Raw genomic sequence first — 26,592 nt, 5'->3', positions numbered from 1 at the left:
CGCACCAGTGCCCCGCGCCCCTCCGGATATTGCGGGCGCAGTTGTTACGGGGCGGGCGCGGGCGCTCGCGCGTACGGGTCAGCCGGTGCGGTAGACGAGGGCTGTCGCGAGGCCGGCGATGCCCTCGCCGCGCCCGGTGAAGCCCAGCCCGTCGGAGGTGGCGGCGGACAGCGAGACGGGGGCGCCGACGGCGTCGGACAGCACCCGCTGCGCCTCCTCGCGCCGCTTGCCGATCTTCGGGCGTACGCCGACGACCTGGACGGCCACGTTGCCGATCTCGAACCCGGCCGCGCGGACGATGCGGGCGGCCTCGGTGAGCAGGGTGACCCCGGCGGCACCGGACCACTCGGGGCGCCCGGTGCCGAAGTGCTGCCCGAGGTCGCCGAGACCGGCGGCGGAGAAGAGCGCGTTGCACGCGGCGTGGGCGACGACGTCCGCGTCGGAGTGCCCGGCCAGGCCGGGGCCCTCGCCGTCCCAGCGCAGACCGGCGCACCACAGCTCACGGCCCTCTTCGAAGGCGTGGATGTCGGTACCGATGCCGACGAGCGGGATCACCGGCGCGGGGGCCCGGCCGGGTCCGGGGGTCTCAGAAGCCATCGTTGGCCCTCCTGCGTGCGAGTACGGCTTCGGCCAGGACCAGGTCCAGGGGCCGGGTGACCTTGAACGCCTCTTCGTGTCCGGGGACGACGACCACGGGCGCGCCGAGCTGTTCGACCATGCCGGCGTCGTCGGTCGCGCCCTCACCGCTGACCGCGACCTGCTCGTGGGCGCGGAGGAGGGTGGCGCGGTCGAAGCCCTGCGGGGTCTGCACGGCCCTGAGCCGGGCGCGGGCCGGGGTGGAGAGCACCGGCTCGGGCGCGCCGGGGGCCCCCGGCTCGACCTCCTTGACGGTGTCGGCGAGCGGCAGGGCGGGAACGACGGCGGGGGCGCCGTCGCGTACGGCCTCGACGACCGCGTCGACGGTGTCCACGGGGACGAGGGGCCGGGCCGCGTCGTGCACCAGGACGGCGGAGATGGCGTCGGGGAGCGCGTCGAGGCCGCGCTGCACGGATTCCTGGCGGGTGCCGGCGCCGGGCACGACGAGGAAGTCGGTGCGCTCCGGCAGGGCGTACTCGTCCAGGAGGGTGCGGACCTCGGCGACGCCTTCGGGCGGTGCGACGACGACGACCAGGGACACGTGCCGGGAGGCCGCCATGGCGCGGACGGCGTGGACGAGCATGGGCGTTCCGCCGAGCGTGCGGAGCGCCTTGGGGGCGCCGGGCCCGAGCCGTACGCCGCGGCCGGCCGCGGGGATCACGGCGGCCGTGCGGTAGGGACGCGGTTGTTCAGACATCGGTTGCACTCCGAGGCTTCGGCATGTTTGTGTCCACGGCCGACGTGGGTATGGCCACAAGCGAGCCGGGGCGCTGCGCCATGACTCGACCGGGACCCTTTCCGTGACCCCGGGCGAGCCGGGACACACCGCGGCCGTTCGGGGTCGGTCTCGCACGCCGGTTCAGCAAGATCGCGAGCAACGTACCAAGGACATGTACCGGGGGACCGTCGGCAAGTGGCCGGAATTCGCCGTTCGATTGCGGTCCGGACATGCCGCAGCGCCCGACGACACAGCGTGAATACAGCTGGTCAGCGGGCACCGCGGCACATTATCTACGACCGGTGCGATCCGGTCGTGACGACCGGTGCCATCCGGTTCAGGATGCGAGGACCTCGTCGAGGAGAGCCTCGGCCTTGTCCTCGTTGGTGTTCTCCGCGAGAGCGAGCTCGCTCACCAGGATCTGGCGCGCCTTGGCGAGCATGCGCTTCTCACCTGCGGAGAGTCCGCGCTCACGCTCACGACGCCACAGGTCGCGAACGACTTCGGCGACCTTGATGACATCGCCGGATGCGAGCTTCTCGAGATTTGCCTTGTAGCGCCGGGACCAGTTCGTCGGCTCCTCGGCATACGGTGCGCGCAGCACCTCGAAGACGCGGTCCAGCCCTTCCTGCCCGACTACGTCGCGCACGCCCACGAACTCCGCATTGTCCGCCGGCACACGCACCGTCAAGTCGCCCTGAGCGACCTTGAGCACCAAGTAGGTCTTGTCCACGCCTTTGATCTGGCGAGTTTCGATAGCCTCGATCAGCGCGGCCCCGTGATGGGGATAGACCACGGTGTCGCCAACCTTGAACGTCATGTGACAGGTACCCCTTCCGTGGCTATCAAGCGTAACACGAGAATCGCTACTCCTGAATGGCGTTTTCGCAGGTCAGGGCATATCTCGGGGCTTGACAAGAGAGACAGGGACGTGCTGCGGAGGGCCCGCGGAAGACGGTATTCGCAGGTCGGAGCGGCTGTCCGGCAACGGAGAAACGCGGACGTTACACACACTCCAGCTCGCTTCGAAGGGGCCGAACGTCCCGTTTTGTCGGTTTCCGCTTGCTGAACATTCCGTAGCCCGTTCGATGATGGATCACTCGTTCGGACGTAAGTGCCGATGGCCAATGAAATTGATCAACGTACGGCCTCGCCGCGGATTATGCGCAATGAATGCGCCACCGTCCGTGAACAGCCAGGAAGCCCGGGGTGAACGCGTGGCCGGAATTTGATCAAGCGCGTTATGTGAAGGGACTGCGAATGTCCGTACGTGTCCGGGCCCGGTGATCACTGGCCCGTCAGGGGCGGGTCGGGTGCGGGGCGGCGAGGAGGGCTCGGTAACCTGACCGCTGACAGACCCTTAGGGCGGCTTTACCCCAGGCGCCCGACCCGTCCGTACCGTCCGAACGTTCAAGGAGTTGCCGCCGCCGTGAGCCGCAGCCTTCGACACGGCGCCCTCGCCGCCACTGCCATCGCGTTCTCGATCACCGCGCTGACCGCATGCGGTGCGGGCAACAACGCGCAGACGCTCGAAGTCCGCCCGGACAACGCCTCCACCCGGTCCGGCGACATCAAGATCCAGAACGCCAACGTCATCACCCAGCCCGAGCGCGAGGCCAAGGGTCCGGCGGTCGTCACCGCCACGCTGTTCAACAACGGCTCGAAGCCGGAGACCCTGGACTCCATCACCCTGAAGGGCGGCAGCGGAACCGTGCAGCTGCACCCCGCCAAGGGTTCGGGTCCGGTCGTCGTCCCGGCCGGCGGCCGGGTGATCCTGGGCGGCCAGGGCAACGCCTCCGCCGTCATCGAGAACGGCGACGAGGCCACGGAGAACGGCAACGTGCAGCCGCTGGTCTTCAAGTTCAGCCGCTCCGGCGACGTCTCGCTGGCGGCCTCCGTCGTCCCGGCGACCCACTACTTCAAGGGCTTCGGCCCCAGCGCGCTGCCCGAGCCGTCGCAGACGCCCGACGCCTCGCCGTCCGGCTCCGCGTCGCCGGACGCGTCCGGGAGCCCCTCCGGCGAGGCGTCGGCCTCGTCCTCGGCCTCCGAGTCCGGCCAGCCCGGCTGAGCCGCACCCCGAAGCACACATGGCCGAGGCGCCTTCCCCGCAGGGGGGAGGCGCCTCGGCCATGTCATGCGTACGGGCCGGCCTACGGCTCGAACTTGTACCCGAGGCCCCGCACCGTCACCAGGAACCTGGGCGCGCCCGGGTCCGGCTCGATCTTGGCGCGCAGCCGCTTCACGTGGACGTCGAGGGTCTTGGTGTCGCCCACGTAGTCCGCGCCCCAGACCCGGTCGATGAGCTGCATCCGGGTCAGCACCCGGCCCGCGTTGCGCAGCAGCATCTCCAGCAGGTCGAACTCCTTCAGCGGCAGGTCGACCTTGCCACCGGACACCGTGACGACGTGCCGGTCGACGTCCATGCGGACCGGTCCGGCCTCCAGGGCGGCGGGGGCGACCTCCTCCGGCTCGCCGCGCCGGCGCAGCACGGCCCGGATGCGGGCGACGAGCTCGCGGGAGGAGAAGGGCTTGGTGACGTAGTCGTCGGCCCCTATCTCCAGGCCGACGACCTTGTCGATCTCGCTGTCCTTGGCGGTCACCATGATCACGGGCACGTTGGAGCGGCTGCGCAGCTGGCGGCAGACCTCGGTGCCGGGGAGCCCGGGCAGCATCAGGTCGAGCAGCACGAGGTCCGCGCCGTTGCGCTCGAACTCGTCCAGGCCGTCGGGCCCGGTGGCCGCGATGGCGACCTCGAAGCCTTCCTTGCGGAGCATGTAGGACAGGACGTCGCTGAAGGATTCCTCATCCTCGACGACAAGCACTCGGGTCACGGAAGGGCCTCCGGGGAAGGGAATGAATCGAAGGATTCGGGGGCGGCGTCCGGGTGGGACGCCTCGTCGCCGTTGACGATGAGCGGCCCGCCGGACACACGGTCCCGGCCGCGTGCGGAGCCCGCTTCGGGCAGCCGCAGGGTGAAGGTGGAGCCCTGTCCCTCCGAGCTCCACACGGTGACCTCCCCGCCGTGCGAGGCGGCCACGTGTTTGACGATGGCCAGGCCGAGGCCCGTACCACCGGTGGCGCGTGAGCGGGCCGGGTCGACGCGGTAGAAGCGCTCGAAGACCCGTTCCCGGTCCTTCTCGGAGATGCCGATGCCCTGGTCCGTCACGGCGATCTCGATCTCGTCCCCGCCGGGCACGACCACGCGGCGGGCGGCGATGCCGACGCGGGTGCGGGCGGGACTGTAGTTGACGGCGTTCTCGACCAGGTTGCCCAGTGCCGCGGCGAGCTGGCCCCGGTTCCCCCATATCCGCAGGTCGGCGGTGCCGCCGGCGGCCATGGTGATCTGCTTGGAACCGGCCTGCTGGCGGCAGCGGTCGATGGCCTCGGCGACGAGCTCGTCCACGCGGACCGGCTCGGCGTCCTCCAGCGGGTCGTCGTTCTGCACCCGGGAGAGGTCGATCAGCTCCTGGACGAGGTTGGTGAGCCGGGTCGCCTCGATCTGCATCCGGCGGGCGAAGTGCTCGACGGCCTCCTGGTCGTCGGAGGCGTCGAGCACGGCCTCCGAGAGCAGCGACAGGGCGCCGGTCGGGGTCTTGAGCTCATGGCTGACGTTGGCGACGAAGTCGCGCCGGACCGCCTCGATGCGGCGGGCCTCGGTGAGGTCCTCGACGAGCAGCAGCACGAGCCGGGAGCCGAGCGGAGCGACCCGCGCGGAAACCGCGAGCGCCTCGCCCCGGCCCGTGCCGCGGCGCGGGAGGTCCAGTTCGCCCTGGCGTATCTCGCCGTCGCGGCGGGTGTCCCGCGCCATGTTGAGCATCGGCTCGACGGCGAGGCGGCCGCCCCTGACGAGCCCCAGCGCGTAGGCGGCGGAGCTGGCCTTGACGACGCTGTCGCTCTCGTCCAGCACCACCGCGGAGGAGCTGAGCACGGACAGGACCGTGTCGACGCCCGGCGGCAGCGGGGCGCCGCTGTCGGACCGCAGGGAGGTGCGCGTCGGCTTCTTCTGGTCGCGCTCGCTCCAGCGGAACGCCAGCATGGCGATCACGCCGGTACCGACACCGGCGATCGCGGCAGCTGCGGCGACCGCCGCGTTCACGTCCATGTGTCCAGGTTATGCGGCACGCCGGACACTCTCCCAGCCGTCCGGGGGCCTCCTCGGTCACTCGTCGCCCAGAGTTCACCGAGGGGCTAGGGCCGGTTCACTTGGCCGGTCGGAATCCGACGCGTACACCCGTCACGGTGGTGGCGTGGGGTTCGGAGCCGGTCGTCGGCGGGCCCCGGCCTCGGTCAAGGACTGGAGAGGGACACCCATGCGTGACGCGTACCACGAGGAACTCGACTCGATCGGCGAGGGCCTGGTCGAGATGGCCCGGCTCGTCGGCTCGGCGATAGGCCGGGCGACGACGGCGATGCTCGACGCCGATCTGAAGCTGGCGGAGTCGGTGATCGCCGCCGACCAGAAGGTGGACGACCTCCAGCACGAGCTGGAGGCGCGCGCCATCGCGCTCCTGGCCCGCCAGCAGCCGGTGGCGACCGATCTGCGGATCGTGGTGACGTCGCTGCGGATGAGCGCGGACCTGGAACGCTCGGGCGACCTCGCCCAGCACGTCGCCAAGCTGGCCCGGCTGCGCTTCCCGCAGTCCGCGGTCCCGCACGACCTGCACGCCACCATCCTGGAGATGGGCCAGCTCGCGCAGCGCCTGATGGCGAAGGCGGCCGAGGTGATCGTCACCAAGGACGTCGACCTCGCGCTCCAGCTGGAGCAGGACGACGACGAGATGGACCTGCTGCACCGCGCGCTGTTCCAGCACCTGATGGACGACCGCTGGAAGCACGGCATCGAGACGGCCGTCGACGTGACGCTGCTCGGCCGCTACTACGAGCGGTTCGCGGACCACGCGGTGTCGGTGGCGAAGCGCGTGGTCTACCTGGTGACCGGTGAGCACGCGGACGAGATCCAGCAGTCCGCGCCGGCCGAGGGGGCTTAGCGAGGCTCCGGGGCGGGAAGAGCGGGGCGCGCGCGGCCAGACGCACGCCCGCGCGCACGGCTCGTACACACGTTCCTGCGCGTGTGCGCCGTTGATGCGCCCGTCCGGGTGGGCATGCAATGGGTCGGGGCGGCACGACGTGTCCGTACGCCCCGGGTCGCGGGCCCCGGTGGGCGTGTGGCCCTTCCGTACGCCTTGAGGAGGAGCCATGGCCGATTCCCCCATGACCGAACCTGAGCGGGAGGCCCCCGTCGAGGTGGTGCCGCTGACCGTGCTCGGCGCCTGCGGCTGCGGCTCGGGCTGCGGGTGCGGCTGCCAGTCCGGGGCTCCGTGCCAGTGCGGGGGCTGCTCCGGCTGACGCCGCCGGGCCGTACGGGTTACGAGGGTGACGCCTCCGCCTTCGTGACCCGTGCCCCGCCCGGCCGCGCCGGGGCGGCGGTCTCCGTCACCGCGGTCTCCTCCGTCGGCAGGCCGCGCATGAGCAGCCAGTAGCCGGCGGAGGCCGCCGTGCCCAGGAGCGCGGTGGTCCCCCACAGCCAGCCGGCGCCGAAGTGGTCGATGACCACACCGGACATCAGCGGGGCGATGAGCGCGGCGGCCGACCAGGACAGGGTGTACATGCCCTGGTAGCGACCCCTGCCGTGGGCCGGGGACAGCCGGACGACCAGGCCGTTCTGCACGGGCGCGTTGATGATCTCGGCGACCGTCCACACGCTGATGGTCAGCGCGTACACCCCGACGGAACCGGCGAAGGCCGTCAGCCCGAAGCCGTACCCCGCGAGCAGCGACGAGGCGACGAGCAGCCGGCGCGGGTCGCGGCTCTGGATGAACCGGGTGACGGGGATCTGGAGCACGACGATGAGGACGCCGTTGACGGCGATCGCCGTACCGAAGTCGGAGCTGCTGAGCCCGTCCGCGCCCATGGCCACCGGCAGGCCCACGTATCCCTGCTGGAAGATCAGCGCGATCACGAACGACAGGCCGACGACGCCCATGAACCGTCCGTCGCGCAGCACGGTGGAGAGCCGTACGCCGTCGTCGGCGGGCACCCCGCCGGGAACGGCCGGGGCGGAACGCTCCGGGCGGGACTCCGGGACCTTCAGGAAGACGACGATCGCGCACACGAGGGTCATCGCCGCCTCGCCGAGGAAGCCCGCGCGGTAGCTGTACTCCGCGACGAACCCGGCGCCGGCCGAGGAGACCGCGAAGCCGAGGTTGATGGCCCAGTAGTTGAGCGAGAAGGCCCGCACCCGGTCCTTCGCGGGCACGATGTCCGCGATCATCGCCTGGACCGCCGGGCGGGAGGCGTTGCTCGCCATGCCGACGAGGAAGGCGACCCCTGCGATGGCCACCGGATGCGTCATGAAACCGAGCACGGCGACCGAGGCGGCGGTGGAGAGCTGGGCGACGAGCATGGTGGGCCGCCGCCCGACGCGGTCGGTCAGCACCCCGGCCCCGAGCGAGGAGACGACCCCGCCGAGCCCGTGGAGCGCGGCGACGAGACCGGCGTACGAGGCGGAGTAGCCGCGGTCCAGGGTCAGGTAGAGGGCCATGAAGGTGGCGACGAACCCGCCCAGGCGGTTGACCAGGGTGCTGGTCCACAGCCACCAGAACTCCCTGGGGAGCCCGGAGACGGTTTCCCGGGTGGCCCGTCCGAGACCGGTGGCAGACATACGGGTTCCCCCCTGGGACGTACGACGGATGAAGCCGGGGAGGTAAGTGGCCCACCGGCGGTCCGAACATTACGAACCCACGGGGCGCCGCTGCCACTCAATTGACGCCCCCCGTCAAACGTCGGAGGCCCCCCTCCTCCGGCCCTGTCCGCTCTGTGGCCGGTCGCGCGCGGCTCGGACGGGTTCGATTACGCTCGGACTCATGGCCGACGCACCGTACAAGCTGATCCTCCTCCGCCACGGCGAGAGCGAGTGGAACGCGAAGAACCTGTTCACCGGATGGGTGGACGTCAACCTCACCGAGAAGGGCGAGAAGGAGGCGGTCCGCGGCGGTGAGCTGCTGAAGGACGCCGGCCTGCTCCCCGACGTGCTGCACACCTCCCTCCAGAAGCGCGCCATCCGCACCGCCCAGCTCGCGCTGGAGGCCGCGGACCGCCACTGGATCCCCGTACACCGCTCCTGGCGTCTGAACGAGCGCCACTACGGCGCCCTCCAGGGCAAGGACAAGGCGCAGACGCTCGCCGAGTTCGGCGAGGAGCAGTTCATGCTCTGGCGCCGCTCGTACGACACCCCGCCGCCCGCCCTTGAGGACGGCACCGAGTTCTCCCAGAGCGACGACGCGCGCTACGCGACGATCCCGCCGGAGCTGCGCCCGCGCACGGAGTGCCTGAAGGACGTCGTCACGCGCATGCTGCCGTACTGGTACGACGCCATCGTCCCGGACCTCCTGACCGGCCGCACGGTCCTGGTCGCCGCCCACGGCAACAGCCTCCGCGCCCTGGTCAAGCACCTCGACGGCATCTCCGACGCCGACATCGCGGGCCTGAACATCCCCACGGGCATCCCGCTCACCTACGAACTCGACGCGGAGTTCCGCCCCCTGAACCCGGGCGGCACCTACCTCGACGCGGACGCGGCGAAGGCCGCGATCGAGGCCGTGAAGAACCAGGGCAAGAAGTAGCACCTGCCCCGAGAAGGCCCCCGCCCTGCAACGGTCAGGCGGGGGCTTCTTCGTACTCCGGCACTTCCAGGCGGAAGTGACGCGCGTCACCCCGCCCCGTACTCTGTGCCCCATGCGGGGAAGAGCGGGAGGGCGGTTATGGGTGAGCCGTTGAAGACCTTTGTCGGGGGTGCCGAGGTCGAGGTGCCCAACAGCATTCCGGCGATCCGGGACGCGCTGCCGGAGGGGCGGCGGGCGGAGTTCGAGCGGGCCATCAACGAGGCCGGGGTGCATGAGATCCAGGCCGTGATGCGGCACTGGATGCTGGAGGCCGTGCCCGATCCGGAGGCCGAGCGGATTCTGGACCGGCTGGCGCAGGACGAGGCCGAGAGGCGGAGCGTCGCTTGAGCTTCCGGATCTCCTACGCGCCGCCCGCCGACGACACCCTTGCCAAGATGGCGGACGGTGAGACATTCCGGGACGAGATGGCGGCGACCCTGGGACGTGAGCCCTACGGGCACGGGTCGACCGCCGTCAAGGGGGAGCACGATCGCCGGGAGGCGACGGTCGCCGGGGCGATCGTGCTCTATTACGTCTCCGGGTCCGTCCTCACCGTCACCGTCGTACGCCTCGTTCCGCTTCCCTGACGTACGGTCAGACCAGCTTCTTCGCCTGCGCGTCGATCACCGCGGTCGGCAGGTCGAAGTCCTCGCCGGAGCCCGCGGCCGCGAGGTTCATCGAGCTGAGCGTGGCGAGCGTCGCGCCCTGACGCAGCGCCGTGAGCTTGAGGGAGCTCTTCTCGCCGTCCGACTCCACCGTCACCGTCCAGGCAGCCGCCTCCTCGCCGCCCTTGACCTGCTCCTCCGCGATCTTGGCGACCTTCTGCTTGTCCCCGCCGACGGTGAGCGTGAAGCCGCCCGCGCAGTCCGTCGCGGCGGTGCGCAGCGCGGCCAGCGTCTCCTCGGCACCCTTGCCGTCGTACGACGCGAGCGTCGTCATCGTGGTCGTGATGTCGAAGGCCGCCTTGAACGCCTCCTCGGGGTCGGCGATGTCCTTGTCCGCACCCTTCTTCGGCACACTCGCCACCTTGCGCTGCGTGGCGGCGGCGGGCGAACCGGCCTTGGCGCCCATCAGCGCGTCGGCGAAGACGTCACAGGACTCCTTGTCCGCGGTCACGTCCTTGGCGTCGATCAGGTCGGCCGGACCGGCCTTGGTGATCTTGTGGTCCTTGACGTCGCCCTGCGCCAGCGAGACCTGCTCCAGCTCGGCGGCGGACAGCGTCTTCGCGGGGGCGTCCGCGCCCTTCTCCGACGGCTGAGCCGAGGAACCGGCCGCCTTGCCGCTGTCCTTGTCGTCACCGTCCGAACCGCAGGCGGCGGTGAACAGCGCCAGGGACATCACAGTGGCGGCAACAGCGGTACGGCGTATGACAGTGGGTCGCATGGCCCGTCTTTCTGCTCAAAGTGTTTCGCCCGCACGCGAGCAGCCCCGCCGGGTTCGGCGCGGCTGAGATGGGGGTGCGTGGGGGGTGAACCAACTCTATGAGTCCCCTGTGGTTTGGCAATCCTTTACTTTGGGCATCGCACGTGATCGTGACGCCGTCGTGATCACTTCGCTCACACCGTTCGGGGGAGCTCACCGTGCCGATCGATTCCGTTCTCACCGACGTCATCGGCGCGTTGGGCATACAGCCCGGTCCGGTCGTCTCCTGCGAGCCGCTGACCGGCGGCACGTACAACGCCGTCAGCCGCGTCCGGCTGACGGACGGGCGCGACTGGGTGGTGAAGGTGCCGCCGCCGGCCGCCGGGGACTGCCTGTCGTACGAACACGGCCTGCTGGTCAACGAGGTGACGTTCTACCAGGCCGCCGCGGACGAGGCCACCGTGCCCCTCGTCGTACGGGCGGAGCTCGACCCGGCCGCGTCCACCGGCCCGTACGTGGTCATGTCCGCACGCCCCGGCCGCCCCTGGCACGAGCTGACCGGCGCCCTGGCCGACGGCGAGCAGGCGCGGCTGCGCACCGAGCTCGGGCGGATCGTCGGCCGGCTGCACGGCGTGCCCGCGCCGGGCGGCTTCGGCTACCCCTCGCAGGCGCTCGGCCCGCTCGCGCCCGGCTGGCGGCAGGCGTTCACCGCGATGACGGACGCGGTCCTGGCCGACGCGCGGACGTACGCGGCCCGGCTCCCCCGTACGGCGGCGGAGACCGGCGCGGTGCTCGCCGCCGCCGCGTACGTCCTGGACGACGTGACCCGGCCGGCCCTGGTCCACTTCGACCTGTGGCAGGGGAACATCCTGGTCACGGGTGAGCCGGGCGCCCGCCGGGTGGGCGGGGTCATCGACGGGGAGCGGATGTTCTGGGGCGACCCGGCCGCCGACTTCGTGTCGCTCGCCCTGCTGGGCGACATCGCGGACGACAAGGATTTCCTCGCCGGTTACGGGGAGGAGGCGCCGGGCGGGCCCGTCGAGTTCGACGGTTCACTGCGGCTGCGGCTCGCGCTCTACCGGGCGTATCTCTATCTGATCATGCTGGTGGAGACCGTGCCGCGCGGCACGTCCGGGGAACAGCTGGAGTGGACCTGGAACGAGGTGGCGCCCCGTCTTGAGGCCACGCTCAAGGAGATCGAGTCGACGACGCGCGTACGGGGATGACGCGAGGTCAGCCCGCCGGGCGCTGGGTGAGGTGCGCGAAGGCGTCGAGATTGCGGGTGGACTCGCCGCGCGAGACCCGCCAGGCGTACTCCTTGCGGATCGCCGTCGCGAAACCGATCTCCAGCAGGGAGTTGAACGCGCCGTCCGCCGCCTCCAGCACGGAGCCGAGCAGCCGGTCCACCTCCTCGGGCGTCACCACGGACAGCGGCAGCTTGCCGGTGAGGTAGATGTCCCCGAGCTGGTCGATCGCGTAACTCACGCCGAACAGGCGCAGATTCCGTTCCAGCAGCCAGCGGTGCACCGCCGCGTCGTTCTCGTCGGGGTGCCGGATGACGAAGGCGTTGAGGGAGAGGCTGTGCGCGCCGACGATCAGTGAGCAGGTGGTCGCCAGCTTGCGGGTGCCGGGGAGCTGGACGACGTAGCTGCCCGGTGCGGGGCTCTCCCAGTCGAGCCCGGCGTCGGCGAAGCTCGCTTCGAGGACCTGGGCGGCCCGGGTGGCCTCGTTCTTCGCCGGTACGGGTGCGTCAGCCATGTTTCGAGCGTACGTCAGGCGGTAAGGGCGCGCGGTCGGGGAGGGTGCCGAGAGCGTTACGCGGTGACGCCCGGCGGGTACGGCCCGGTCACGCGTGGCGGGTGCGGGCCCGCCTGCGGTGTTCCTGGACGGCGGCCGTGTAGACCTCGGCGGTGGCGGCCGCCGCCGTGTCCCAGCCGAACCGCTGGGCGTGCTCCGCCGCCGCCCCGCCCATCCGGGCGACCAGCTCCGGCGCCTGCGCGAACCGCTCCAGCGCCTGGGCGTACGCGGCCGGGTCGTGCCCGGATATCAGGAAGCCGCTGACCCCGTCGCGCACGGCCACCGGGAGGCCGCCCACGGCAGCCGCGACGACCGGCGTCCCGGCGGCCTGGGCCTCGATGGCGACGAGCCCGAACGACTCGCTGTACGAGGGCATGACCAGCACGGACGCGGCCCGGAACCAGTCCGCGAGCCGGTCCTGCCCGACCGGCGGGTGGAACCGCACGACGTCCGCGATGCCCAGCCGGGCCGCGAGCTTCTGCAGCCCCTCCGGCTTCGCGAGGCCGCTGCCGCTGGGGCCGCCCACGACGGGCACCACGATCCGGGACCGCAGCGACGGGTCCCGGTCGAGCAGCACGGCGACCGCCCGCAGCAGCACGTCGGGGGCCTTCAGCGGCTGTATGCGGCCCGCGAAGAGGGGGATCAGGGCGTCCTGCGGAAGGCCGAGCCGGGCGCGGGCGGCGGCCCGGCCGTCGTCCGGGCGGAAGCGGTCGAGGTTGACGCCGGGGTGGACGACGGCGACGGCCCGCGGGTCGGCGTCGTAGAACCGGACGAGCTCGCCCGCCTCCTCGGCGGTGTTGGCGATCAGCCGGTCGGCGGCGTCCACGATCTGGGTCTCGCCGATGACCCGGGCCGCGGGCTCGGGGGTGTCGCCCTCGGCGAGCGCGGCGTTCTTCACCTTGGCCATGGTGTGCATGGCGTGCACGAGGGGAACGCCCCAGCGCTGCGCGGCCAGCCAGCCGACGTGTCCGGAGAGCCAGTAGTGGGAATGGACGAGGTCGTAATAGCCGGGGCGCTGACCGGCCCACGCCTGCATCACCCCGTGGGTGAAGGCGCAGAGCTGCGCGGGCAGCTCCTCCTTGGCCAGACCCTCGTAGGGCCCCGCGTCGACGTGCCGGACGAGCACACCGGGCGCCAGGTCCACGGCGGGGGGCAGTCCTCCGGTGGTGGAGCGGGTGAAGATCTCGACCTCGATGTTGATCGCGGCGAGGCGCTTGGCCAGCTCCACGATGTACACGTTCATCCCCCCGGCGTCGCCCGTCCCCGGCTGGTGCAGCGGGGAGGTGTGCACGGAGAGCATCGCGATGCGGCGGGGCTTGCGGTGACCGGCGGTGAAGGAGCCGGTGAGGCCTGCGGGGAACCTGAGACGCGGTGCGCCACGGCTGCTGCCGAGCCGAGAGACGTACTGGGTCACGTCGTCCGTCCTCCTCGCTGGGCCCCGGTGCCGGCGCGGTTCACGGCATGGCACCGAAGGGGCGCACGGTCCCTTCGAAGGTGGGGAACAGCGGAATCCCTCCTTTCATTTCCGCTTTGCCAAATCATTACGGTGCGAACACGGCGGCCGTCCCGATGCTCTCCCGCCCGCCCGGCGCCCGCATCCGCCCGGATCGTTACGCTCTGTGTCATGCGCCCGATCGGCACCGCGACGCGCGGCACCACCAACCCGAACCGGCTGCGCCGCATGGACCGCTGGATCGCCGCCACGCACGGCCCCGCCCTGCGCCGCGCCGGGACCCCCGTCGCCGTCGACCTCGGCTACGGGGCGGCACCCTGGACCGCCGTCGAACTGCTGGAGCGCCTGCGCACCGCCGAACCACGCACGACGGTGGTCGGCATCGAGATCTCACCGGAGCGGGTCGCCGCCGCGCAGCCGTACGCCCGCGAGGGCCTCACCTTCCGGCACGGCGGCTTCGAGGTCCCCCTGCCGGAGCGGCCCTCGCTGATCCGGGCCGCGAATGTGCTCCGCCAGTACGACGAGAGCGAGGTGGCCGGGGTCTGGCTGCGGCTGTGCGAGCGGCTGGCGCCGGGCGGGCTGCTGGTGGAGGGCACCTGCGACGAGATCGGGCGCCGGCACGTATGGGTCGCGCTGGGGCCGGAGGGGCCGCGCACGGTGACCTTCGCGACCCGGCTCGGCTCGCTGGACCGGCCGTCCGATCTCGCCGAACGGCTGCCTAAGGCGCTGATCCACCGCAATGTCCCGGGTGAGCGGGTGCACGCCTTCCTGCGCGACTTCGACCGGGCGTGGGCGGCCGCGGCACCCTACGCCTCGCTGGGGGCCCGGCAGCGCTGGATCACGGCGGTGCGGGCGCTCTCGGGCGACTGGCCGCTGACGGACGGGGTGCGCCGGTGGCGCCAGGGCGAGGTCACGGTGGCGTGGGAGGCGCTGGAACCCGGGGGGTGGTGAGGGCGCGTCCTCGCCACCCCGGAATTCACCCCTGCGGTGGGAACGGCCGGCGGGCATCGTTCGTCGGAGTGAGTGGGGCATCGGGGGCGCGGGGGCGGCGGGGAGCGACGGAATGGCGAAGTGCCGCCCGACGGCCGGGGCTGTGTCTGCCTCTGTTGCTTTTCCGTACGGCATGGCACGATCTGGTCGACGCCACATGTTACTGACGGTTAATCAGACAATTGACCAATCTGGTTTGCTGAGTCTGCTCGAACAGTTGGGAACTGCTCGGAGGGGGAGCTCGTGTACCGACGCCACTGTGCCGCCGCCGCGATGACCCTGGTCTGCGCGCTGGCGGTCCTCGCCTCGCCGGTCCAGGCATTCGCCGCACCGACACCGCCGGGGTCCGCCGATGGCGGCGGGAAGAGCCTGGAACAGGTGCGCGCGGAGATCGACGAGCTGTACCTGGAGGCGGGCGCCGCCACGGACGCGTACAACCTCGCCGAGGAGAAGGCCAAGAAGCAGTCGGGCGAACTGGTCGAGCTGGCGCAGTCGATAGTCGAGGGGCAGGCGAAGATCACCGCCCTCAAGAACCGGGCCGGCGCCCAGGCCCGCGAGGAGTACCGAAACGCCGGACTCCCGCCGGGCGCGCGCCTCATGCTCAGCGGTGATCCGCAGCTCTTCCTGGACGGCATCAGCCGCACGCACCAGGGCCAGCAGGCCACCAAGGGGCTCCTGGAGGAACTGACCAGGACCCAGCAGGACTTGGAGACGTACACCAAGGACGCCAGCACCAACTGGACCAAGCTGGAAGCCAGCCGGGTCAAGCAGGCCAAGGCCAAGAAGAAGATCAACGCGCAGATAGCGGCGGCGAAAAAGCTGGAATCGCGGCTGGAGAAGGAGGAGCGTGCACGGCTCCTCGAAATGGAGCGGGAGTCCGCGCGGCAGGCGCAGAGCGCGTGGCTCGACTCCGGCGCGCTGAAGGAGATCAACCGGGACGCCAGCCCGCTCGGCAAGAAGGCGGTGGCCTTCGCGACCGCGCAGATCGGCAAGCCGTACGTGTGGGGAGCGGAGGGCCCCAAGTCGTACGACTGCTCCGGGCTGACCTCCCAGGCATGGGCGGCGGCGGGCCGCCCGATCCCGCGCACCTCGCAGGAGCAGTGGCGGCTGCTGCCGCACATCGCGATCAAGGACATGCGCCCCGGCGACCTGATCATCTACCACGCCGACGCCACCCACGTCGGCATGTACGTGGGCAACGGCCAGATCATCCACGCCCCCCGCCCCGGCCGCGACGTCACCCTGGCGGGCGCGGGCTCGATGCAGATACTCGGCGTGGTCCGCCCCGACGCGTAGTCCTCGGGCGGACGGCAGCGGGGGCGCGGTGCCGCGCCGGACTCGGGTGCCCCTGGCAGGGGGACCCGCGCCGGGGTGCGTGACCTTTGTCATGTCGGGAACGGCCGCCTCGGCGCGGCCCATAGCGCCGGATCCGTACGGGGACGCGGCTTATGGCGTTGCATATGCCGGCCGCGGCGGGCGGGTCGCCATTCCGTTCCCGTGGTCCGTACCGCTATGGTCCCCGTCTGGCGGTACGTCGTTCGTCGCTCCGCCGCGCCCTCGGGGGGAGGGAAGGAAACCCGAACCGATGCCCGTACCCGTACCGCAGCCGCGTTCCGCGCCCGCCGCGGAGAGCAGCTCCGGCGCCGGCCTCACCCTCCTCGTGATCGAGGACGACCCGGCGGGCACCTTCACCGCCCCGGAGCTCTCCGCCGCGGCCGGTGCCCGGGTCCGTATCCGTGCCGCCCGCAACCTCACCGAGGCGGGCCGGCTCCTCACCGACGAAGTGGACTGCATCCTGCTGGACCTGGCCCTGCCGGCCGGCGCGGAGGCGCGCGGCGACGGGGAGGGCGAGGAGGACGGGCTCGCCACGCTCAAGCACGTCCTGCGGATCGCGCCCCGGCACGCCGTGCTCGCCCTCACCGCCGAGGACGACGCCGAGCTGGCCGCCGAGGCCGTCCGGGTGGGCGCGCAGGACTACCTCTTCCGGGGCGAGCTGGACAGCAGGCTGCTGAGCCGGGCCATCCGCTACGCCGTCGAACGCAAACGGGCCGACGTCGCACAGCACCAGCTCACCGAGTCCCGGCTGCGCGCCCAGGAGAACGCCCGGCTGGAACGCGGGCTGCTCCCGACCCCGCTCCTCGACGGCTCCGACCTGCGCTTCGCGGCGCGCTACCGCCCGGGCCGCAGCCGCGCGCTGCTCGGCGGGGACTTCTACGACACGGTCCGCACGCCGGACGGCACCGTGCACGCGATGATCGGCGACGTCTGCGGCCACGGGCCGGACGAGGCCGCGCTCGGTGTGGAACTGCGCATAGCGTGGCGCGCGTTGACGCTGGCGGGGCTCTGCGGCGACGAGTTGCTGTCCACGCTCCAGGAGGTGCTGGAGCACGAGCGGGAGAGCGAGGAGATCTTCGCGACGCTCTGCACGGTGGACATCGCCCCGGACGGCCGCCGCGCGGGCCTGTGCCTGGCCGGACACCCCGCGCCGCTGATCGCCCGCCACGGCCGGGCGGCGCTGCTCCCGTACGAGGACGGCGGACCGGCCCTGGGCCTGCTGCCGCGGGCGCGGTGGCCGCGCCGGCAGGTGGAGCTGGGCGGGTCGTGGAGCCTGATGATGTACACGGACGGCCTGATCGAGGGCCGCGTCGGCGACGGCACGCAGCGCCTCGGCCAGGACGGCATGCTGGCGATGGTCAACCGTCAGCTCGCCGAGGGCCTGACCGGCGAGGAGTTGCTGGAAGCGGCGGTGACCCGGGCGCGGGAGCTGAACGGCGGCGAGCTGACGGACGACGTCGCGGTCCTGCTGCTCGACCGCGACCAGGACACCGCCCGGCTGCGGCCCCCGGGCGGCGCGCGGAGCGTGAACATCCCGCGCCCGCGCCCGGCCTCACCGGCGAGGGCTCAGCGCCCGCCGTTGTAGGGGCCGTACGGGCCGTCGCTGCTGGAGCCGCCGCGTCGACGGCCACCGCCGGAGACGGCCTTGAGGGCGGGCCGTACGTCCACGAAGAAGACGATGGTGGCGATCAGACCGGCGATCTGCAGGAAGATGTAGATCGGCCAGAGGTTCACCGCCACCACGATGCCGAGAATGATCAGCCAGAAGGACTTCTTCTGCTTGTCCGCGGCGCGGTAGGCGTCCTCGCGGGCCATCAGAGCCATGATCAGCGCGACCACGGCCAGGACGAGCATGGCCGCGGAGAGCAGCCCGAGGAACGAATTGAAGCCGTCGAGCAACATGATGTGCACCGCCTAGTCAGGTGGAGAGCGCCTCGCGGCCAAGGTACCGGGACAACGAACGGGCCACCCGGAATGTGCCCGCCCGCCGTCCCGGCACACCTGCCCGGGCATCGGTGCTACTTGCCGGACGGCGGGGTGGCCTTCTTCGCGGCGGGCTTCCGCGCCGGCGCCTTCTTGGCGGCGGCCGGCTTGGCGGCGGCCGGCTTCGCAGCGGCCGGCTTCGCAGCGGCGGCGGGCTTGGCCGTGGTGGCCGGCTTCGCGGCGGGAGCGGCCTTCGCGGGACCGGCCGGCTTCGGGGCGGCGGCCGGCTCGGACTCCTTGCGCGGCTCCACGACGACGGCGATCTCCACGATCTCGTCGGCGGTCTCACCCCGCCACGTCCGCACGGTGCGCTCGCCGCGCTCGGCGACCTTCTCGTACGTCTCCCGGGCCCGTACGGCGTACTCGGCGGCGACGCCCACACCGCGCAGCGCCAGGTCCTGGGCGTTCTCGCCGAGCTTCTTCAGGTCGGTGTCGAAGGCGCCGATCACCTCGGTGACCTTCGACTGGAGGACGGCCTGCGCCTCCCGGGCCTGCTCGGTGACCTTCTCCTGCACGGCCTTGGGGTCGGTGTTCCGTACGGCCTCGATCCGCTCCGGGGCCTCGGCCCGCAGCTGTTCGAGCAGCGCGGGCACCTTGCGGGCCTGGCGGACGGCGAGGTCGGCGGTACCGGCGGCGAAGTAGAGGGGGGTCGGGTCGGTGAGGGTCTTGCGCAGGTCATCGGCGATGGCCATGACTGTGGTCCTCCCGGATCATCAGACTGGGTGTGAGGGTGATGGCGCTCTCAAGCTGTATCGGCAGCACTGCCGTCGGCATTGAAGGAAGCGTCCGCCCCGGGCTCGTCGTCCAGCCCGTTCTCCTTGCGGAAGGAGGCGTAGATCTGGAGCAGCACGCTCTTCTGGCGCTCGTTGATCGACGGATCGGCGAGGATCACCGCCCGCGTCTCCAGCTCGTCCTGCTGCCGCTCGTCCAGAATCCCGGCCCGTACGTACAGGGTCTCGGCGGAGATGCGCAGCGCCTTGGCGACCTGCTGCAGCACCTCTGCGCTGGGCTTGCGCAGCCCGCGCTCGATCTGGCTGAGGTAGGGGTTGGACACGCCGGCGGCGTCGGCGAGCTGCCGCAGGGAGAGCTGCGCGCTGCGGCGCTGCTCCCGCAGATACTCGCCGAGATTGCCGACGTTGAGTGAGGCCATGCCTCGATGCTGCCCCCTGTTGCTAACTTTTGCAAGCAGCCGCTTGCAAAAGTGTTCCGACCCACATCGTGGTTCCGCTGTCGGCAGAGCCGGGCGATGCCGGGCGGCGGGCTGCCAGGATGGGCGGATGGGGACCATCTCGGTACGCCGGCTCGACCTCGGGTACTTCGTCCGGCCCGCCGGGGAGACGGGCGGCCCGCTGCCACGCGTCGAGCCTGTGCTCGCCTATCTGATCCGGCACGACGACGGGCTGATCCTCTTCGACACCGGCATCGGGGACGCGGGGCCGGAGACCGAGGCGCACTACCAGCCCCGGCGGCGGGCGTTGCGGGAGGCCCTGGCAGGGGCGGGGTTCGGGCTCGACGACATCTCCATGGTCGTCAACTGTCATCTGCACTTCGACCATTGCGGCGGCAACCCTCTCCTGAGCGGCCGGCCGATCCTGGTCCAGGACGTCGAGCTGGCCGCCGCCCGCGCGGGCGACTACACCGTCGACGCGTTGATCGACTTCCCCGGCGCGGTGTACGAGGAAGTGTCCGGCGAAGCCGAGATCCGGCCCGGGGTCCGGATCGTTCCGACACCCGGGCACACCGACGGGCACCAGTCGCTGGTGCTCCGGCAGAGCGACGGCACGATGGTCCTCGCCGGGCAGGCGCACGACTTCGCCTCGCACTTCGCATCCGAGCAACTGGCCAGGCACGCCGCCCTGGAAGACGTGGAACCACCGCTTCCGCCGTATCGGCCCTGGCTGGACCGGCTGGCCGACTTCGACCCGCGACGCGTGCTCTTCGCGCACGACTGCTCGGTCTGGGAGCCGGGGCGGTCCTGAGCGGCGAGCTCCGAAGCGCGGGTTGCCCGACGCCGGAATGACTCGCCGTCAGTACAGGACGAACTGGTCGCGCACCGGGCCGCGTACGACGGGATCGGCCGCGCGCTCGACGTGCCGTCACGGGCCGCCGGAACCCCGCCCTGCCTCGCGTCCGTACGCCGTGCGCTCGCGCACCGCCCGCAACTCGACCGGCTGCGGGGCGAAGACGCCCGGGACGAGGACGCCCGGGACGAGGACGCCCGGGACGAGGATGTCGGGGCGAGGACGCCCGGGAAGAAGACGCCCGCCCCGTCACGCCCTAGGCTCGTCCGCATGGCCTCGTTCCTGCCGTACCTCGTCAGCACCGGCGTCCTCGCGGCGGTCATGGGCGGGCTCGGCCTGTTCGCGGTACGGGTCAGACGGCGCGGGCCCGCCGGATCGGCGATGCGGGCCGCGCTGGCGTCGTACGACGAGGCGTTCCGGGTGACCGCCCACGAGTCGTACTACGAGATCCGGGCGCAGGCGGACCGGCAGGCGCCGGTGGCCTCGCCCGACGACGCGTGGCGCCGGATGCCCGCCCTGCCGCCCGCGCGCCGCGGCCAGGGGCCCCGGAAGCCCGGCAAGGCGTTCCTGCGGTGGTGGCGCCGGGGCTGACCCGCGCGCCCCCTCCCCGCCGGGCCCGGCCGCGACCACGCGGAGCCGCCCTCAGAACACGTCCGGGCACCACGCCCGCCGCGCAGCCCGGAACACCGGGTCCGCCTTCGCCGCCGCGCCCGGGACCAGCTCCTCCACCCGGCCCAGCGCCGCCAGCCGCAGGACCGATTCGTCGCCGAGCCAGAGCGCCCCCAGCTCCCGGACGTCCATCGCCAGGTCCGCCGAGCGTGTCGTCGGCGCGCAGGTCGCGCCGTCCGGCGTGGCGTCCAGGTGGAAGCGGCCGGCCGCGTAGCCCGCCGCGTCCCGGATCTCCAGGACCAGCGACCCGGCCACCGCGTACGTGCGGGCCTCAAGGGCGCGTACGACGTCCAGGACGCGCACCCACAGGAAGTCCGCCTGCGTCACCACCCGCGCCGCCCGCGGGTCCGGCAGCAGCAGCGGGAGCAGGTCGTCCGCCGGGCGGATGCCGGTGCGAATGGTGGAGATCCAGTCCACCGAGCACAGGAAGTGCCACAGCGCCCTCTCCGCCGCCGGGGTCACCGCGATCATGTCGCGCACCTTCGCGCCGTTCAGCGGCTGCTTCGCGTCACCCCACTTGTCGTCGGCGCGGTAGATCAGCATGCCGTCGACCGTGCCGTCCGCGCCCCGGTACACGGCGTAGAAGGGTTCCGTCCACTGGTCGACGGGGAAGAGCTCCCGCCCGGTGACCAGGTCCCACCAGCGGGCGTCACGGCTCACCGCCCCGTGCTGCCGGGCCCGCAGCCGGTCGTGCAGGGCGGGTCCCAGCTTCAGCGCCTCCGCCCCGTCCACCAGGTCGATCCGGCCGCCGTCGCCCTCCGCAGGGACCCGGCGGTGCGGGTCGAGACCCGTGCGGTGGACGTCGATCTCCCACACGGTCGCCCCGGCCGCCGGGCCGAAGCCGTACCGCCCGTAGATCGGGTACTCGGCGGCGATCAGCGTCGCCGCCACGTCCCCGCCCTCCTTCGCCTCCGCCAGGTCGTCGGCCATCAGCCGTGTGAGCAGGCCCCGGCGGCGGTGGGTCGGCGAGACGGTGACGTTGGTGACCGCGTCGGTCGGCACGGTGGCACCGCCGACCACCGTCAGCTCCTGCGCGAACGAACGGAACGTCGCCACGCACCGCCCGGCGTCGAACGCCCCGCGCGTACGCGAGAGGTCCATGTACGCCTGCCGCCCGGTCACCTCCTCCTCGGACGGTGTGGGCGGTCGAAGGAAGCCGGTGTTCAGGGCGCGCAGCCAGTCGGGGAACTCGGACGGGGTGACGGGACGGATATCGAGGGCGTTCATGCGCCCCACGCTAGGCAGCGCGGTCATTTATGTCGCTGGATTTACCAGCACTCCTCTGACCTGGGCTTATGTCCGATGAATGTGCACAGCGGACAACGTGGTCCTGCGCCTCGGCCTCAGAACGCCGCCCGGATCTCCCCCACCTCGGCCCCGCCGCCCAGCAGCGGTGCGCGCCCGATCCGCCCGACGACCGGGGCGTCGATCCCCAGCAGGTCCAGCGAGCGGGCCAGGACGGGGCCCAGCGCCCGGGTCGAGCCGTCATCGATCTTGAAGGCCAGCGCCCGGCCGTCCGCCAGGGCCACCGCCTGTACGGCCTCCGCGCCCATCTTCGACAGGGTGCCGGGCACCTCGCGCATCAGCCAGGTGTCGGGGCGCCGGGTGCCCGCCACGTACTCCGGGTGCGCCCGCATCGCGTCCGCCACCCGGCGCTCCGCCGTACCCGGCTCCGCGAGCACGAAACCGCGGAACGCGCGCGCCAAGCCCACCAGGGAGATCGCCATCAGCGGGGCCCCGCAGCCGTCCGTGCCGACGGCGGCGACCTCCTCGCCCGCGGCCTCCTCCACGACCTGGTGCACCAGCCGCTGGAGGGGGTGCGCCGGGTCCAGGTAGCCGTCCATGTCCCAGCCGTTGCGCGCGCAGGCGGCGAGCATCGCCGCGTGCTTGCCGGAACAGTTCATCGTGAGGCGCTCGCGGACATGGCCGGCGGCGAGATATGTCTCGGCCTCCACCGCGTCCAGCGGCAGGTCCGGCGGGGTCTGGAGGTCCTCGGGCGACAGTCCGTGCTCGGCGAGCATCTTGCGTACGAGATCGAGGTGGAAGCCCTCGCCGGAATGGCTCGCGGCGGCCAGTGCCAGCCGCTCCCCCGACAGGTCGAGCCCGGCCCGCAGCACCGCCGCCGCCTGCATCGGCTTGCTCGACGAACGCGGGAAGACCGGCGCCGCCGGATCGCCCAGGGACAGCTCCACGCCGCCGTCGGCGGCGAGCACGACCAGCGAGCCCCGGTGGTGGCCCTCGGTGAAACCGGACCGCACGACCTCCGCCAGCACGGGCAGGCCGGGGGCCGGGTCGGATATGGCGGGTGTGCGCGCTGCGCTGGAGGTCATGGTGGCCTTCCGGGGACGAGAGGGACCCGCCCCCGGAAGGATCGCCTCAGGCGAGCAGGTCGTCTACTTGTGCTTCCCCGTCACGGTACCTGCGGGCGATCTCCGCGCCGCAACCGTCCGCCGTGCGCTGGAGCCGGTGCCGGCGCCGGGAAACCTGCTGTTCGTAGCGGACCAGGCGCCCCATGGCGGTGTGCAGCTCTTCGTCCGTCCGGGCGGCGAGGTCGGACAGCTCCACCTCGGCCAGCGTCTCCGCCGCCAGCTTGCGGTACTCGTCGCTGCGCGGCGTGGACAGCGTGACGTGCCGGGCGGACGAGCGGTGCGGGGACGGGGCGTCGGCAAGGATCTCCGACAGCCGGTCCACCACCGGCGACTCCGGGCCCCGGCGCCGGGACAGCTCGGCCCGCAGGATGTCGATCCGCCCCTGGACGAGCCGCCGCACATAGCTGAGGTCGGCCTCGTCGCGCTGGGCGTCGCGGCGCAGGGCGCGCAGCTCCGGCAGGCGCAGGGCGGTCAGATCGGGGCGGGCCGCCCCTTCGCCGGTGTCGTCGCCCTGCCCGGTCCGCTGTACGGGTGGGCGCATGGTGCTGATGCTCGTACCGTTGCCCGTGCCGCTGACACCGGGGCGCGCGACCGGCACTGCGCCCGGGGACTGCCCGGTTCCATGGGTGCTCATGCTTGTGTCCATCCCCTCGACCCGGTGCGTCGGCGCACCGCCTCCCGAGCATCGTGCCACCCCGAGGGGCCTTCTGAGGTTGCTCTGTACCCGTTCGGCCCAAGATAGGTTGGTCTGTATGCGTGCAGTGGTACAGAGGGTGGATGGTGCGAGCGTCACGGTGGCGGACGCCGCGGACGGCGACGGCGGTTCCCGCGTCGTCGGTGAGATAACCGGCGAGGGCCTGTGTGTGCTGGTGGGGGTGACTCACGAGGACACCCCGGCGAAGGCGGCTCAGCTCGCCCGGAAGCTGTGGTCGGTCCGCATTCTGGAGGGCGAGAAGTCCTGCTCCGACGTGAATGCGCCGCTTCTGGTGATTTCGCAGTTCACTCTCTACGGGGACGCCCGGAAGGGCCGCCGCCCCACCTGGAACGCCGCCGCGCCCGGCGAGGTGGCCGAGCCCCTGGTGGACGAGGTGGTGGCGCAGCTGCGGGCGCTCGGGGCGACGGTGGAGACGGGCCGGTTCGGGGCGGACATGCGCGTCTCGCTCACCAACCACGGCCCGTTCACCGTCATCGTCGAGGTCTGAGCCCCGTACCCGGGGCGGCTACGGCTCGACCACCGTCTCCTGCGCCGCCGCCGTGTCCCCGGCCAGCAGCTGCGCGTCGACCGCCACGTTCCGCTTCACCAGGGCGAGGGCGATCGGACCCAGCTCGTGGTGGCGGGCGGACGTGGTGACGAAGCCCAGCTGGCGCCCCTCGGGCCCGTCCGAGGCGAGCCGGACCGGGGTGCCGGGGCCCGGGAGGTGGACCTCGCTGCCGTCCAGGTGCAGGAAGACCAGGCGGCGCGGCGGCTTGCCCAGGTTGTGCACCCGGGCGACGGTCTCCTGACCCCGGTAGCAGCCCTTCTGGAGGTGCACGGCGACGCCGATCAGGCCCAGCTCGTGCGGGATGGTGCGGTGGTCGGTCTCGAAGCCGAGCCGCGGCCGGTGCGCCTCCACGCGCAGCGCCTCGTACGCCAGCACCCCGGCGACCGGGCCGTGCTCCGCCGCGTACGCCTCCAGCCCGGCACGCGGCAGGAACAGGTCGCGGCCGTGCGGAGTCTCGCGTACGACGGCCCCGTCCGGGACCTCGGCGATCGAACCGGCCGGGAGATACACCACCGCGAAGTCCTCGGTGCGGTCGGCCACCTCCACCCGGTAGAAGAACTTCATCGACTCCAGGTACGCGACGAGGTCGCCCTGCGTTCCCGGTTCGACGTGCATCCACACCGTCTCGCCGTCGTCCACGAGATACAGGGCGTGTTCGATGTGGCCGTTCGCGCTGAGGATGAGCGCTTCGGTGGCCTGGCCCGGGGCGAGCTCGGTGACGTGCTGCGTGATCAGGAGGTGCAGCCAGGCCAGCCGGTCGCTGCCGGTGACGGCCACGACGCCGCGGTGCGAGAGGTCGACCAGGCCCGAACCGTCGGCGAGGGCGCGCTGCTCGCGGAACAGGTCGCCGTAGTGCGCGGCGACGCCTTCGTCGCGGCCCTCGGCGGGGACGGCGCCGGGCAGGGACAGCAGGGGGCTCTTCATGCGACCAGCGTACGACTGGTTTTCCGGGCCCGACGGCCCGGTGCCCGGGGCTCGGGCCGCCCGGCGCCTCAGGCCCCGGCAGCCGGTACCGGACCGGCGGCGTCCGGGCCGTCGTCCGCCGCCTTCGCCGTGCAGTCGGCGCAGCGGCCGAAGATCGCGAAGTGCTTCATGTCCGTCTCGAACCCGAAGGCGCCGCGCAGCTTCTCGGTGAACTCCGCGACGACGCTCACGTCGGCCTCGATGACGTCCGTGCAGTCCCGGCACACCAGGTGGATGTGGTGGTGGCGGTCGGCCAGGTGGTACGTCGGGGCGCCGTGCCCGAGATGGGCGTGGCTGACCAGCTCCAGCTCCTCCAGGAGCTCCAGCGTCCGGTAGACCGTCGAGATGTTCACGCCCGAGGCGGTCCGGCGCACCTCGGAGAGGATGTCGTCGGGCGTCGCGTGTTCGAGCGTGTCGACGGCCTCCAGGACCAGCTGGCGCTGCGGGGTCAGCCGGTAACCGCGCTTCCGGAGATCGGTCTTCCAGTCGGTGCTCACCACAGCCCCCAGTGTAGGTCCGGGCGGACGGCCACTCGGCGGAAACGGCGGCTACTTGAAGAAGGCGATCCCGTCGTCCGGCAGGTCACCGAGGCTCTTGGCCATCGCCTCGACCTCCTCGGGCGTGACGGTCTTCTTCAGGTGCGCCGACATGTACGGCCGCAGCTCGACCTCGGGCGTCGCCTTCTCGCCGACCCACATCAGGTCGCTGTTCACATAGCCGTAAAGCCGCTTGCCACCGCTGTACGGGCCGGAGGCCGCGGTGCGGGCCACCGCGTCGGTGACCAGGTCGATCTGCGGCTTCTTGTCGGCCAGCTCGCCGTACCAGATCTCGATGACGCCCTGGTCGCGGGCCATGACGACCTCGACCTTGCGGTCCTTGTCGATGCGCCAGTAGCCGGTCTCGGTCTCCAGCGGGCGGGCCTTGTTGCCGTCGGCGTCGAGGACCCAGGAGTGCGAGGTGTACTCCAGGAAGTCACGGCCGTCGTGGCGGAAGGTGACCTCCTGTCCGAAGTTGCACTTCTCCGCGCCCGGGAAGTCGGAGACTCCCGCGCCCACCCAGTTACCCAGGAGGAAGGCCAGCGGGACGAGGTCCGGGTGGAGGTCGGACGGGATCTCGATCATGAGCGGCTCAGTCGATCTGTGAGGCGGGAGGCGGGAACGCCGGGAACGGGGAGGTGGTCAGCGCTGACCCTGGTACAGCTTCTTCACGGTCACGGCGGCGAAGGCGAGAACGCCGACGCAGACCAGGACCAGCAGGGCGGAGAAGAATGCCTCAAGCACGGGGGCTCCTCGGACGAGCGGTTGGGCGGCGGTCCGGGGCAGTACAGGACCGGGCCCCAGCCTAATAGGTGGGGCCCGGTCCCGCCGTTCCGG

The 26,592-nt window shown here is 72.0% G+C and carries 31 protein-coding genes; 13 read left to right on the top strand and 18 right to left on the bottom strand.

The window, feature by feature from the left end; translation table 11 throughout:
- Positions 1 to 78 precede the first annotated feature (78 nt).
- The 3 genes from ispF to ACZ6C6_RS24545 all read right to left on the bottom strand — a co-directional run bounded on the left by ispF (position 79) and on the right by ACZ6C6_RS24545 (position 2,174).
- A complete protein-coding gene (gene ispF, locus ACZ6C6_RS24555; RefSeq protein ID WP_365679239.1) occupies positions 79 to 597 on the bottom strand; it encodes a 2-C-methyl-D-erythritol 2,4-cyclodiphosphate synthase in 519 nt (172 codons plus the stop codon).
- On the bottom strand, positions 587 to 1,333 hold the full coding sequence (ispD, locus tag ACZ6C6_RS24550; RefSeq protein WP_469205408.1) for a 2-C-methyl-D-erythritol 4-phosphate cytidylyltransferase: 747 nt from the start codon (positions 1,331 to 1,333) through the stop codon (positions 587 to 589). The genes ispF and ispD overlap by 11 nt, the downstream gene beginning before the upstream one ends.
- Positions 1,334 to 1,691: 358 nt before the next feature.
- Positions 1,692 to 2,174, bottom strand: coding sequence for a CarD family transcriptional regulator (locus tag ACZ6C6_RS24545; protein ID WP_006380568.1), 483 nt, complete (start codon positions 2,172 to 2,174; stop codon positions 1,692 to 1,694).
- A 609-nt stretch (positions 2,175 to 2,783) separates the two neighbouring features.
- On the opposite strand from ACZ6C6_RS24545, the gene ACZ6C6_RS24540 reads away from it, so the two are divergent.
- The gene (locus ACZ6C6_RS24540; RefSeq protein WP_469205407.1) at positions 2,784 to 3,422 is read left to right on the top strand and encodes a copper chaperone PCu(A)C domain-containing protein; all 639 of its coding nucleotides are present in this window, start codon (positions 2,784 to 2,786) and stop codon (positions 3,420 to 3,422) included.
- Between the two features lie 82 nt (positions 3,423 to 3,504).
- On the opposite strand, the gene phoP is transcribed toward ACZ6C6_RS24540, so the two are convergent.
- Positions 3,505 to 4,176: a two-component system response regulator PhoP gene (gene phoP / locus ACZ6C6_RS24535; RefSeq protein WP_018101612.1), complete on the bottom strand. Its 672-nt coding sequence runs from the start codon at positions 4,174 to 4,176 to the stop codon at positions 3,505 to 3,507.
- 5 nt (positions 4,177 to 4,181) lie between these two features.
- Positions 4,182 to 5,456, bottom strand: coding sequence for a two-component system sensor histidine kinase PhoR (phoR, locus tag ACZ6C6_RS24530; protein WP_469205406.1), 1,275 nt, complete (start codon positions 5,454 to 5,456; stop codon positions 4,182 to 4,184).
- 208 nt (positions 5,457 to 5,664) lie between these two features.
- Here phoR and phoU point away from each other — a divergent pair, with 208 nt between their 5' ends.
- On the top strand, positions 5,665 to 6,342 hold the full coding sequence (phoU, locus tag ACZ6C6_RS24525; protein WP_469205405.1) for a phosphate signaling complex protein PhoU: 678 nt from the start codon (positions 5,665 to 5,667) through the stop codon (positions 6,340 to 6,342).
- Between the two features lie 208 nt (positions 6,343 to 6,550).
- Positions 6,551 to 6,700, top strand: coding sequence for a hypothetical protein (locus ACZ6C6_RS24520; protein WP_469205404.1), 150 nt, complete (start codon positions 6,551 to 6,553; stop codon positions 6,698 to 6,700).
- Positions 6,701 to 6,719: 19 nt separating this feature from the next.
- On the opposite strand, the gene ACZ6C6_RS24515 is transcribed toward ACZ6C6_RS24520, so the two are convergent.
- Positions 6,720 to 8,015 (bottom strand): MDR family MFS transporter, encoded by a 1,296-nt coding sequence (locus tag ACZ6C6_RS24515; protein ID WP_469205403.1) that lies wholly within the window; start codon positions 8,013 to 8,015, stop codon positions 6,720 to 6,722.
- A 202-nt stretch (positions 8,016 to 8,217) separates the two neighbouring features.
- On the opposite strand from ACZ6C6_RS24515, the gene ACZ6C6_RS24510 reads away from it, so the two are divergent.
- The 3 genes from ACZ6C6_RS24510 to ACZ6C6_RS24500 all read left to right on the top strand — a co-directional run bounded on the left by ACZ6C6_RS24510 (position 8,218) and on the right by ACZ6C6_RS24500 (position 9,602).
- Positions 8,218 to 8,976 (top strand): phosphoglyceromutase, encoded by a 759-nt coding sequence (locus ACZ6C6_RS24510; protein WP_469205402.1) that lies wholly within the window; start codon positions 8,218 to 8,220, stop codon positions 8,974 to 8,976.
- 138 nt (positions 8,977 to 9,114) lie between these two features.
- On the top strand, positions 9,115 to 9,363 hold the full coding sequence (locus ACZ6C6_RS24505; protein WP_143621014.1) for a hypothetical protein: 249 nt from the start codon (positions 9,115 to 9,117) through the stop codon (positions 9,361 to 9,363).
- Complete coding sequence (locus ACZ6C6_RS24500) at positions 9,360 to 9,602, top strand: hypothetical protein (RefSeq protein WP_161207978.1); 243 nt, start codon at positions 9,360 to 9,362, stop codon at positions 9,600 to 9,602. Before ACZ6C6_RS24505 ends, ACZ6C6_RS24500 begins: the two co-directional genes overlap by 4 nt.
- Positions 9,603 to 9,609: 7 nt before the next feature.
- Here the strand turns inward: ACZ6C6_RS24500 and ACZ6C6_RS24495 are convergent, their stop codons facing one another.
- Positions 9,610 to 10,398, bottom strand: a complete 789-nt coding sequence (locus ACZ6C6_RS24495; protein WP_469205401.1) for a hypothetical protein — start codon at positions 10,396 to 10,398, stop codon at positions 9,610 to 9,612.
- Between the two features lie 197 nt (positions 10,399 to 10,595).
- On the opposite strand from ACZ6C6_RS24495, the gene ACZ6C6_RS24490 reads away from it, so the two are divergent.
- Positions 10,596 to 11,603: a phosphotransferase family protein gene (locus ACZ6C6_RS24490; protein ID WP_469205400.1), complete on the top strand. Its 1,008-nt coding sequence runs from the start codon at positions 10,596 to 10,598 to the stop codon at positions 11,601 to 11,603.
- Between the two features lie 7 nt (positions 11,604 to 11,610).
- On the opposite strand, the gene ACZ6C6_RS24485 is transcribed toward ACZ6C6_RS24490, so the two are convergent.
- Together ACZ6C6_RS24485 and mshA are read right to left on the bottom strand one after the other, a co-directional pair.
- Entirely contained in the window at positions 11,611 to 12,135 is a 525-nt protein-coding gene (locus ACZ6C6_RS24485) for a type III secretion system chaperone family protein (protein ID WP_469205399.1), read from the bottom strand.
- An 88-nt stretch (positions 12,136 to 12,223) separates the two neighbouring features.
- Complete coding sequence (mshA, locus tag ACZ6C6_RS24480) at positions 12,224 to 13,588, bottom strand: D-inositol-3-phosphate glycosyltransferase (protein ID WP_469205398.1); 1,365 nt, start codon at positions 13,586 to 13,588, stop codon at positions 12,224 to 12,226.
- A gap of 210 nt (positions 13,589 to 13,798) precedes the next feature.
- Here mshA and ACZ6C6_RS24475 point away from each other — a divergent pair, with 210 nt between their 5' ends.
- The 3 genes from ACZ6C6_RS24475 to ACZ6C6_RS24465 all read left to right on the top strand — a co-directional run bounded on the left by ACZ6C6_RS24475 (position 13,799) and on the right by ACZ6C6_RS24465 (position 17,537).
- On the top strand, positions 13,799 to 14,578 hold the full coding sequence (locus ACZ6C6_RS24475; RefSeq protein WP_469205397.1) for a class I SAM-dependent methyltransferase: 780 nt from the start codon (positions 13,799 to 13,801) through the stop codon (positions 14,576 to 14,578).
- A gap of 282 nt (positions 14,579 to 14,860) precedes the next feature.
- Positions 14,861 to 15,913, top strand: coding sequence for a C40 family peptidase (locus ACZ6C6_RS24470; RefSeq protein WP_469205396.1), 1,053 nt, complete (start codon positions 14,861 to 14,863; stop codon positions 15,911 to 15,913).
- Positions 15,914 to 16,202: 289 nt separating this feature from the next.
- Complete coding sequence (locus ACZ6C6_RS24465; RefSeq protein WP_469205395.1) at positions 16,203 to 17,537, top strand: PP2C family protein-serine/threonine phosphatase; 1,335 nt, start codon at positions 16,203 to 16,205, stop codon at positions 17,535 to 17,537.
- Here ACZ6C6_RS24465 and ACZ6C6_RS24460 read toward each other — a convergent pair.
- The 3 genes from ACZ6C6_RS24460 to ACZ6C6_RS24450 all read right to left on the bottom strand — a co-directional run bounded on the left by ACZ6C6_RS24460 (position 17,519) and on the right by ACZ6C6_RS24450 (position 19,085).
- On the bottom strand, positions 17,519 to 17,854 hold the full coding sequence (locus ACZ6C6_RS24460; protein WP_469205394.1) for a DUF2516 family protein: 336 nt from the start codon (positions 17,852 to 17,854) through the stop codon (positions 17,519 to 17,521). The genes ACZ6C6_RS24465 and ACZ6C6_RS24460 overlap by 19 nt on opposite strands.
- A gap of 116 nt (positions 17,855 to 17,970) precedes the next feature.
- Positions 17,971 to 18,627 carry a hypothetical protein gene (locus ACZ6C6_RS24455; RefSeq protein ID WP_469205393.1) on the bottom strand — a complete coding sequence of 219 codons (657 nt, stop codon included), beginning with the start codon at positions 18,625 to 18,627 and terminating at the stop codon, positions 17,971 to 17,973.
- A gap of 50 nt (positions 18,628 to 18,677) precedes the next feature.
- Complete coding sequence (locus tag ACZ6C6_RS24450; protein WP_365679272.1) at positions 18,678 to 19,085, bottom strand: helix-turn-helix domain-containing protein; 408 nt, start codon at positions 19,083 to 19,085, stop codon at positions 18,678 to 18,680.
- Between the two features lie 127 nt (positions 19,086 to 19,212).
- Here ACZ6C6_RS24450 and ACZ6C6_RS24445 point away from each other — a divergent pair, with 127 nt between their 5' ends.
- Positions 19,213 to 19,914, top strand: coding sequence for an N-acyl homoserine lactonase family protein (locus ACZ6C6_RS24445; protein ID WP_469205392.1), 702 nt, complete (start codon positions 19,213 to 19,215; stop codon positions 19,912 to 19,914).
- 312 nt (positions 19,915 to 20,226) lie between these two features.
- Complete coding sequence (locus tag ACZ6C6_RS24440) at positions 20,227 to 20,547, top strand: hypothetical protein (RefSeq protein ID WP_469205391.1); 321 nt, start codon at positions 20,227 to 20,229, stop codon at positions 20,545 to 20,547.
- Positions 20,548 to 20,598: 51 nt separating this feature from the next.
- On the opposite strand, the gene ACZ6C6_RS24435 is transcribed toward ACZ6C6_RS24440, so the two are convergent.
- From ACZ6C6_RS24435 to ACZ6C6_RS24425, 3 genes are all read right to left on the bottom strand, one after another.
- Positions 20,599 to 21,852: a GNAT family N-acetyltransferase gene (locus ACZ6C6_RS24435; protein WP_469205390.1), complete on the bottom strand. Its 1,254-nt coding sequence runs from the start codon at positions 21,850 to 21,852 to the stop codon at positions 20,599 to 20,601.
- 116 nt (positions 21,853 to 21,968) lie between these two features.
- On the bottom strand, positions 21,969 to 22,955 hold the full coding sequence (locus ACZ6C6_RS24430; RefSeq protein ID WP_469205389.1) for an asparaginase: 987 nt from the start codon (positions 22,953 to 22,955) through the stop codon (positions 21,969 to 21,971).
- A 46-nt stretch (positions 22,956 to 23,001) separates the two neighbouring features.
- Entirely contained in the window at positions 23,002 to 23,628 is a 627-nt protein-coding gene (locus ACZ6C6_RS24425; protein ID WP_469205388.1) for an RsiG family protein, read from the bottom strand.
- Between the two features lie 118 nt (positions 23,629 to 23,746).
- On the opposite strand from ACZ6C6_RS24425, the gene dtd reads away from it, so the two are divergent.
- On the top strand, positions 23,747 to 24,196 hold the full coding sequence (gene dtd, locus ACZ6C6_RS24420; RefSeq protein ID WP_365679288.1) for a D-aminoacyl-tRNA deacylase: 450 nt from the start codon (positions 23,747 to 23,749) through the stop codon (positions 24,194 to 24,196).
- Positions 24,197 to 24,214: 18 nt separating this feature from the next.
- On the opposite strand, the gene ygfZ is transcribed toward dtd, so the two are convergent.
- From ygfZ to ACZ6C6_RS24405, 3 genes are all read right to left on the bottom strand, one after another.
- Positions 24,215 to 25,180 carry a CAF17-like 4Fe-4S cluster assembly/insertion protein YgfZ gene (ygfZ, locus tag ACZ6C6_RS24415; RefSeq protein WP_469205387.1) on the bottom strand — a complete coding sequence of 322 codons (966 nt, stop codon included), beginning with the start codon at positions 25,178 to 25,180 and terminating at the stop codon, positions 24,215 to 24,217.
- A 68-nt stretch (positions 25,181 to 25,248) separates the two neighbouring features.
- On the bottom strand, positions 25,249 to 25,719 hold the full coding sequence (locus ACZ6C6_RS24410; RefSeq protein WP_469205386.1) for a Fur family transcriptional regulator: 471 nt from the start codon (positions 25,717 to 25,719) through the stop codon (positions 25,249 to 25,251).
- 48 nt (positions 25,720 to 25,767) lie between these two features.
- Entirely contained in the window at positions 25,768 to 26,340 is a 573-nt protein-coding gene (locus ACZ6C6_RS24405; RefSeq protein WP_361029918.1) for a heme-binding beta-barrel domain-containing protein, read from the bottom strand.
- Positions 26,341 to 26,592 lie beyond the last annotated feature (252 nt).

This window comes from Streptomyces sp. NPDC041814, from assembly GCF_055590565.1.
This window is presented reverse-complemented; position numbering and strand designations above follow the sequence as displayed.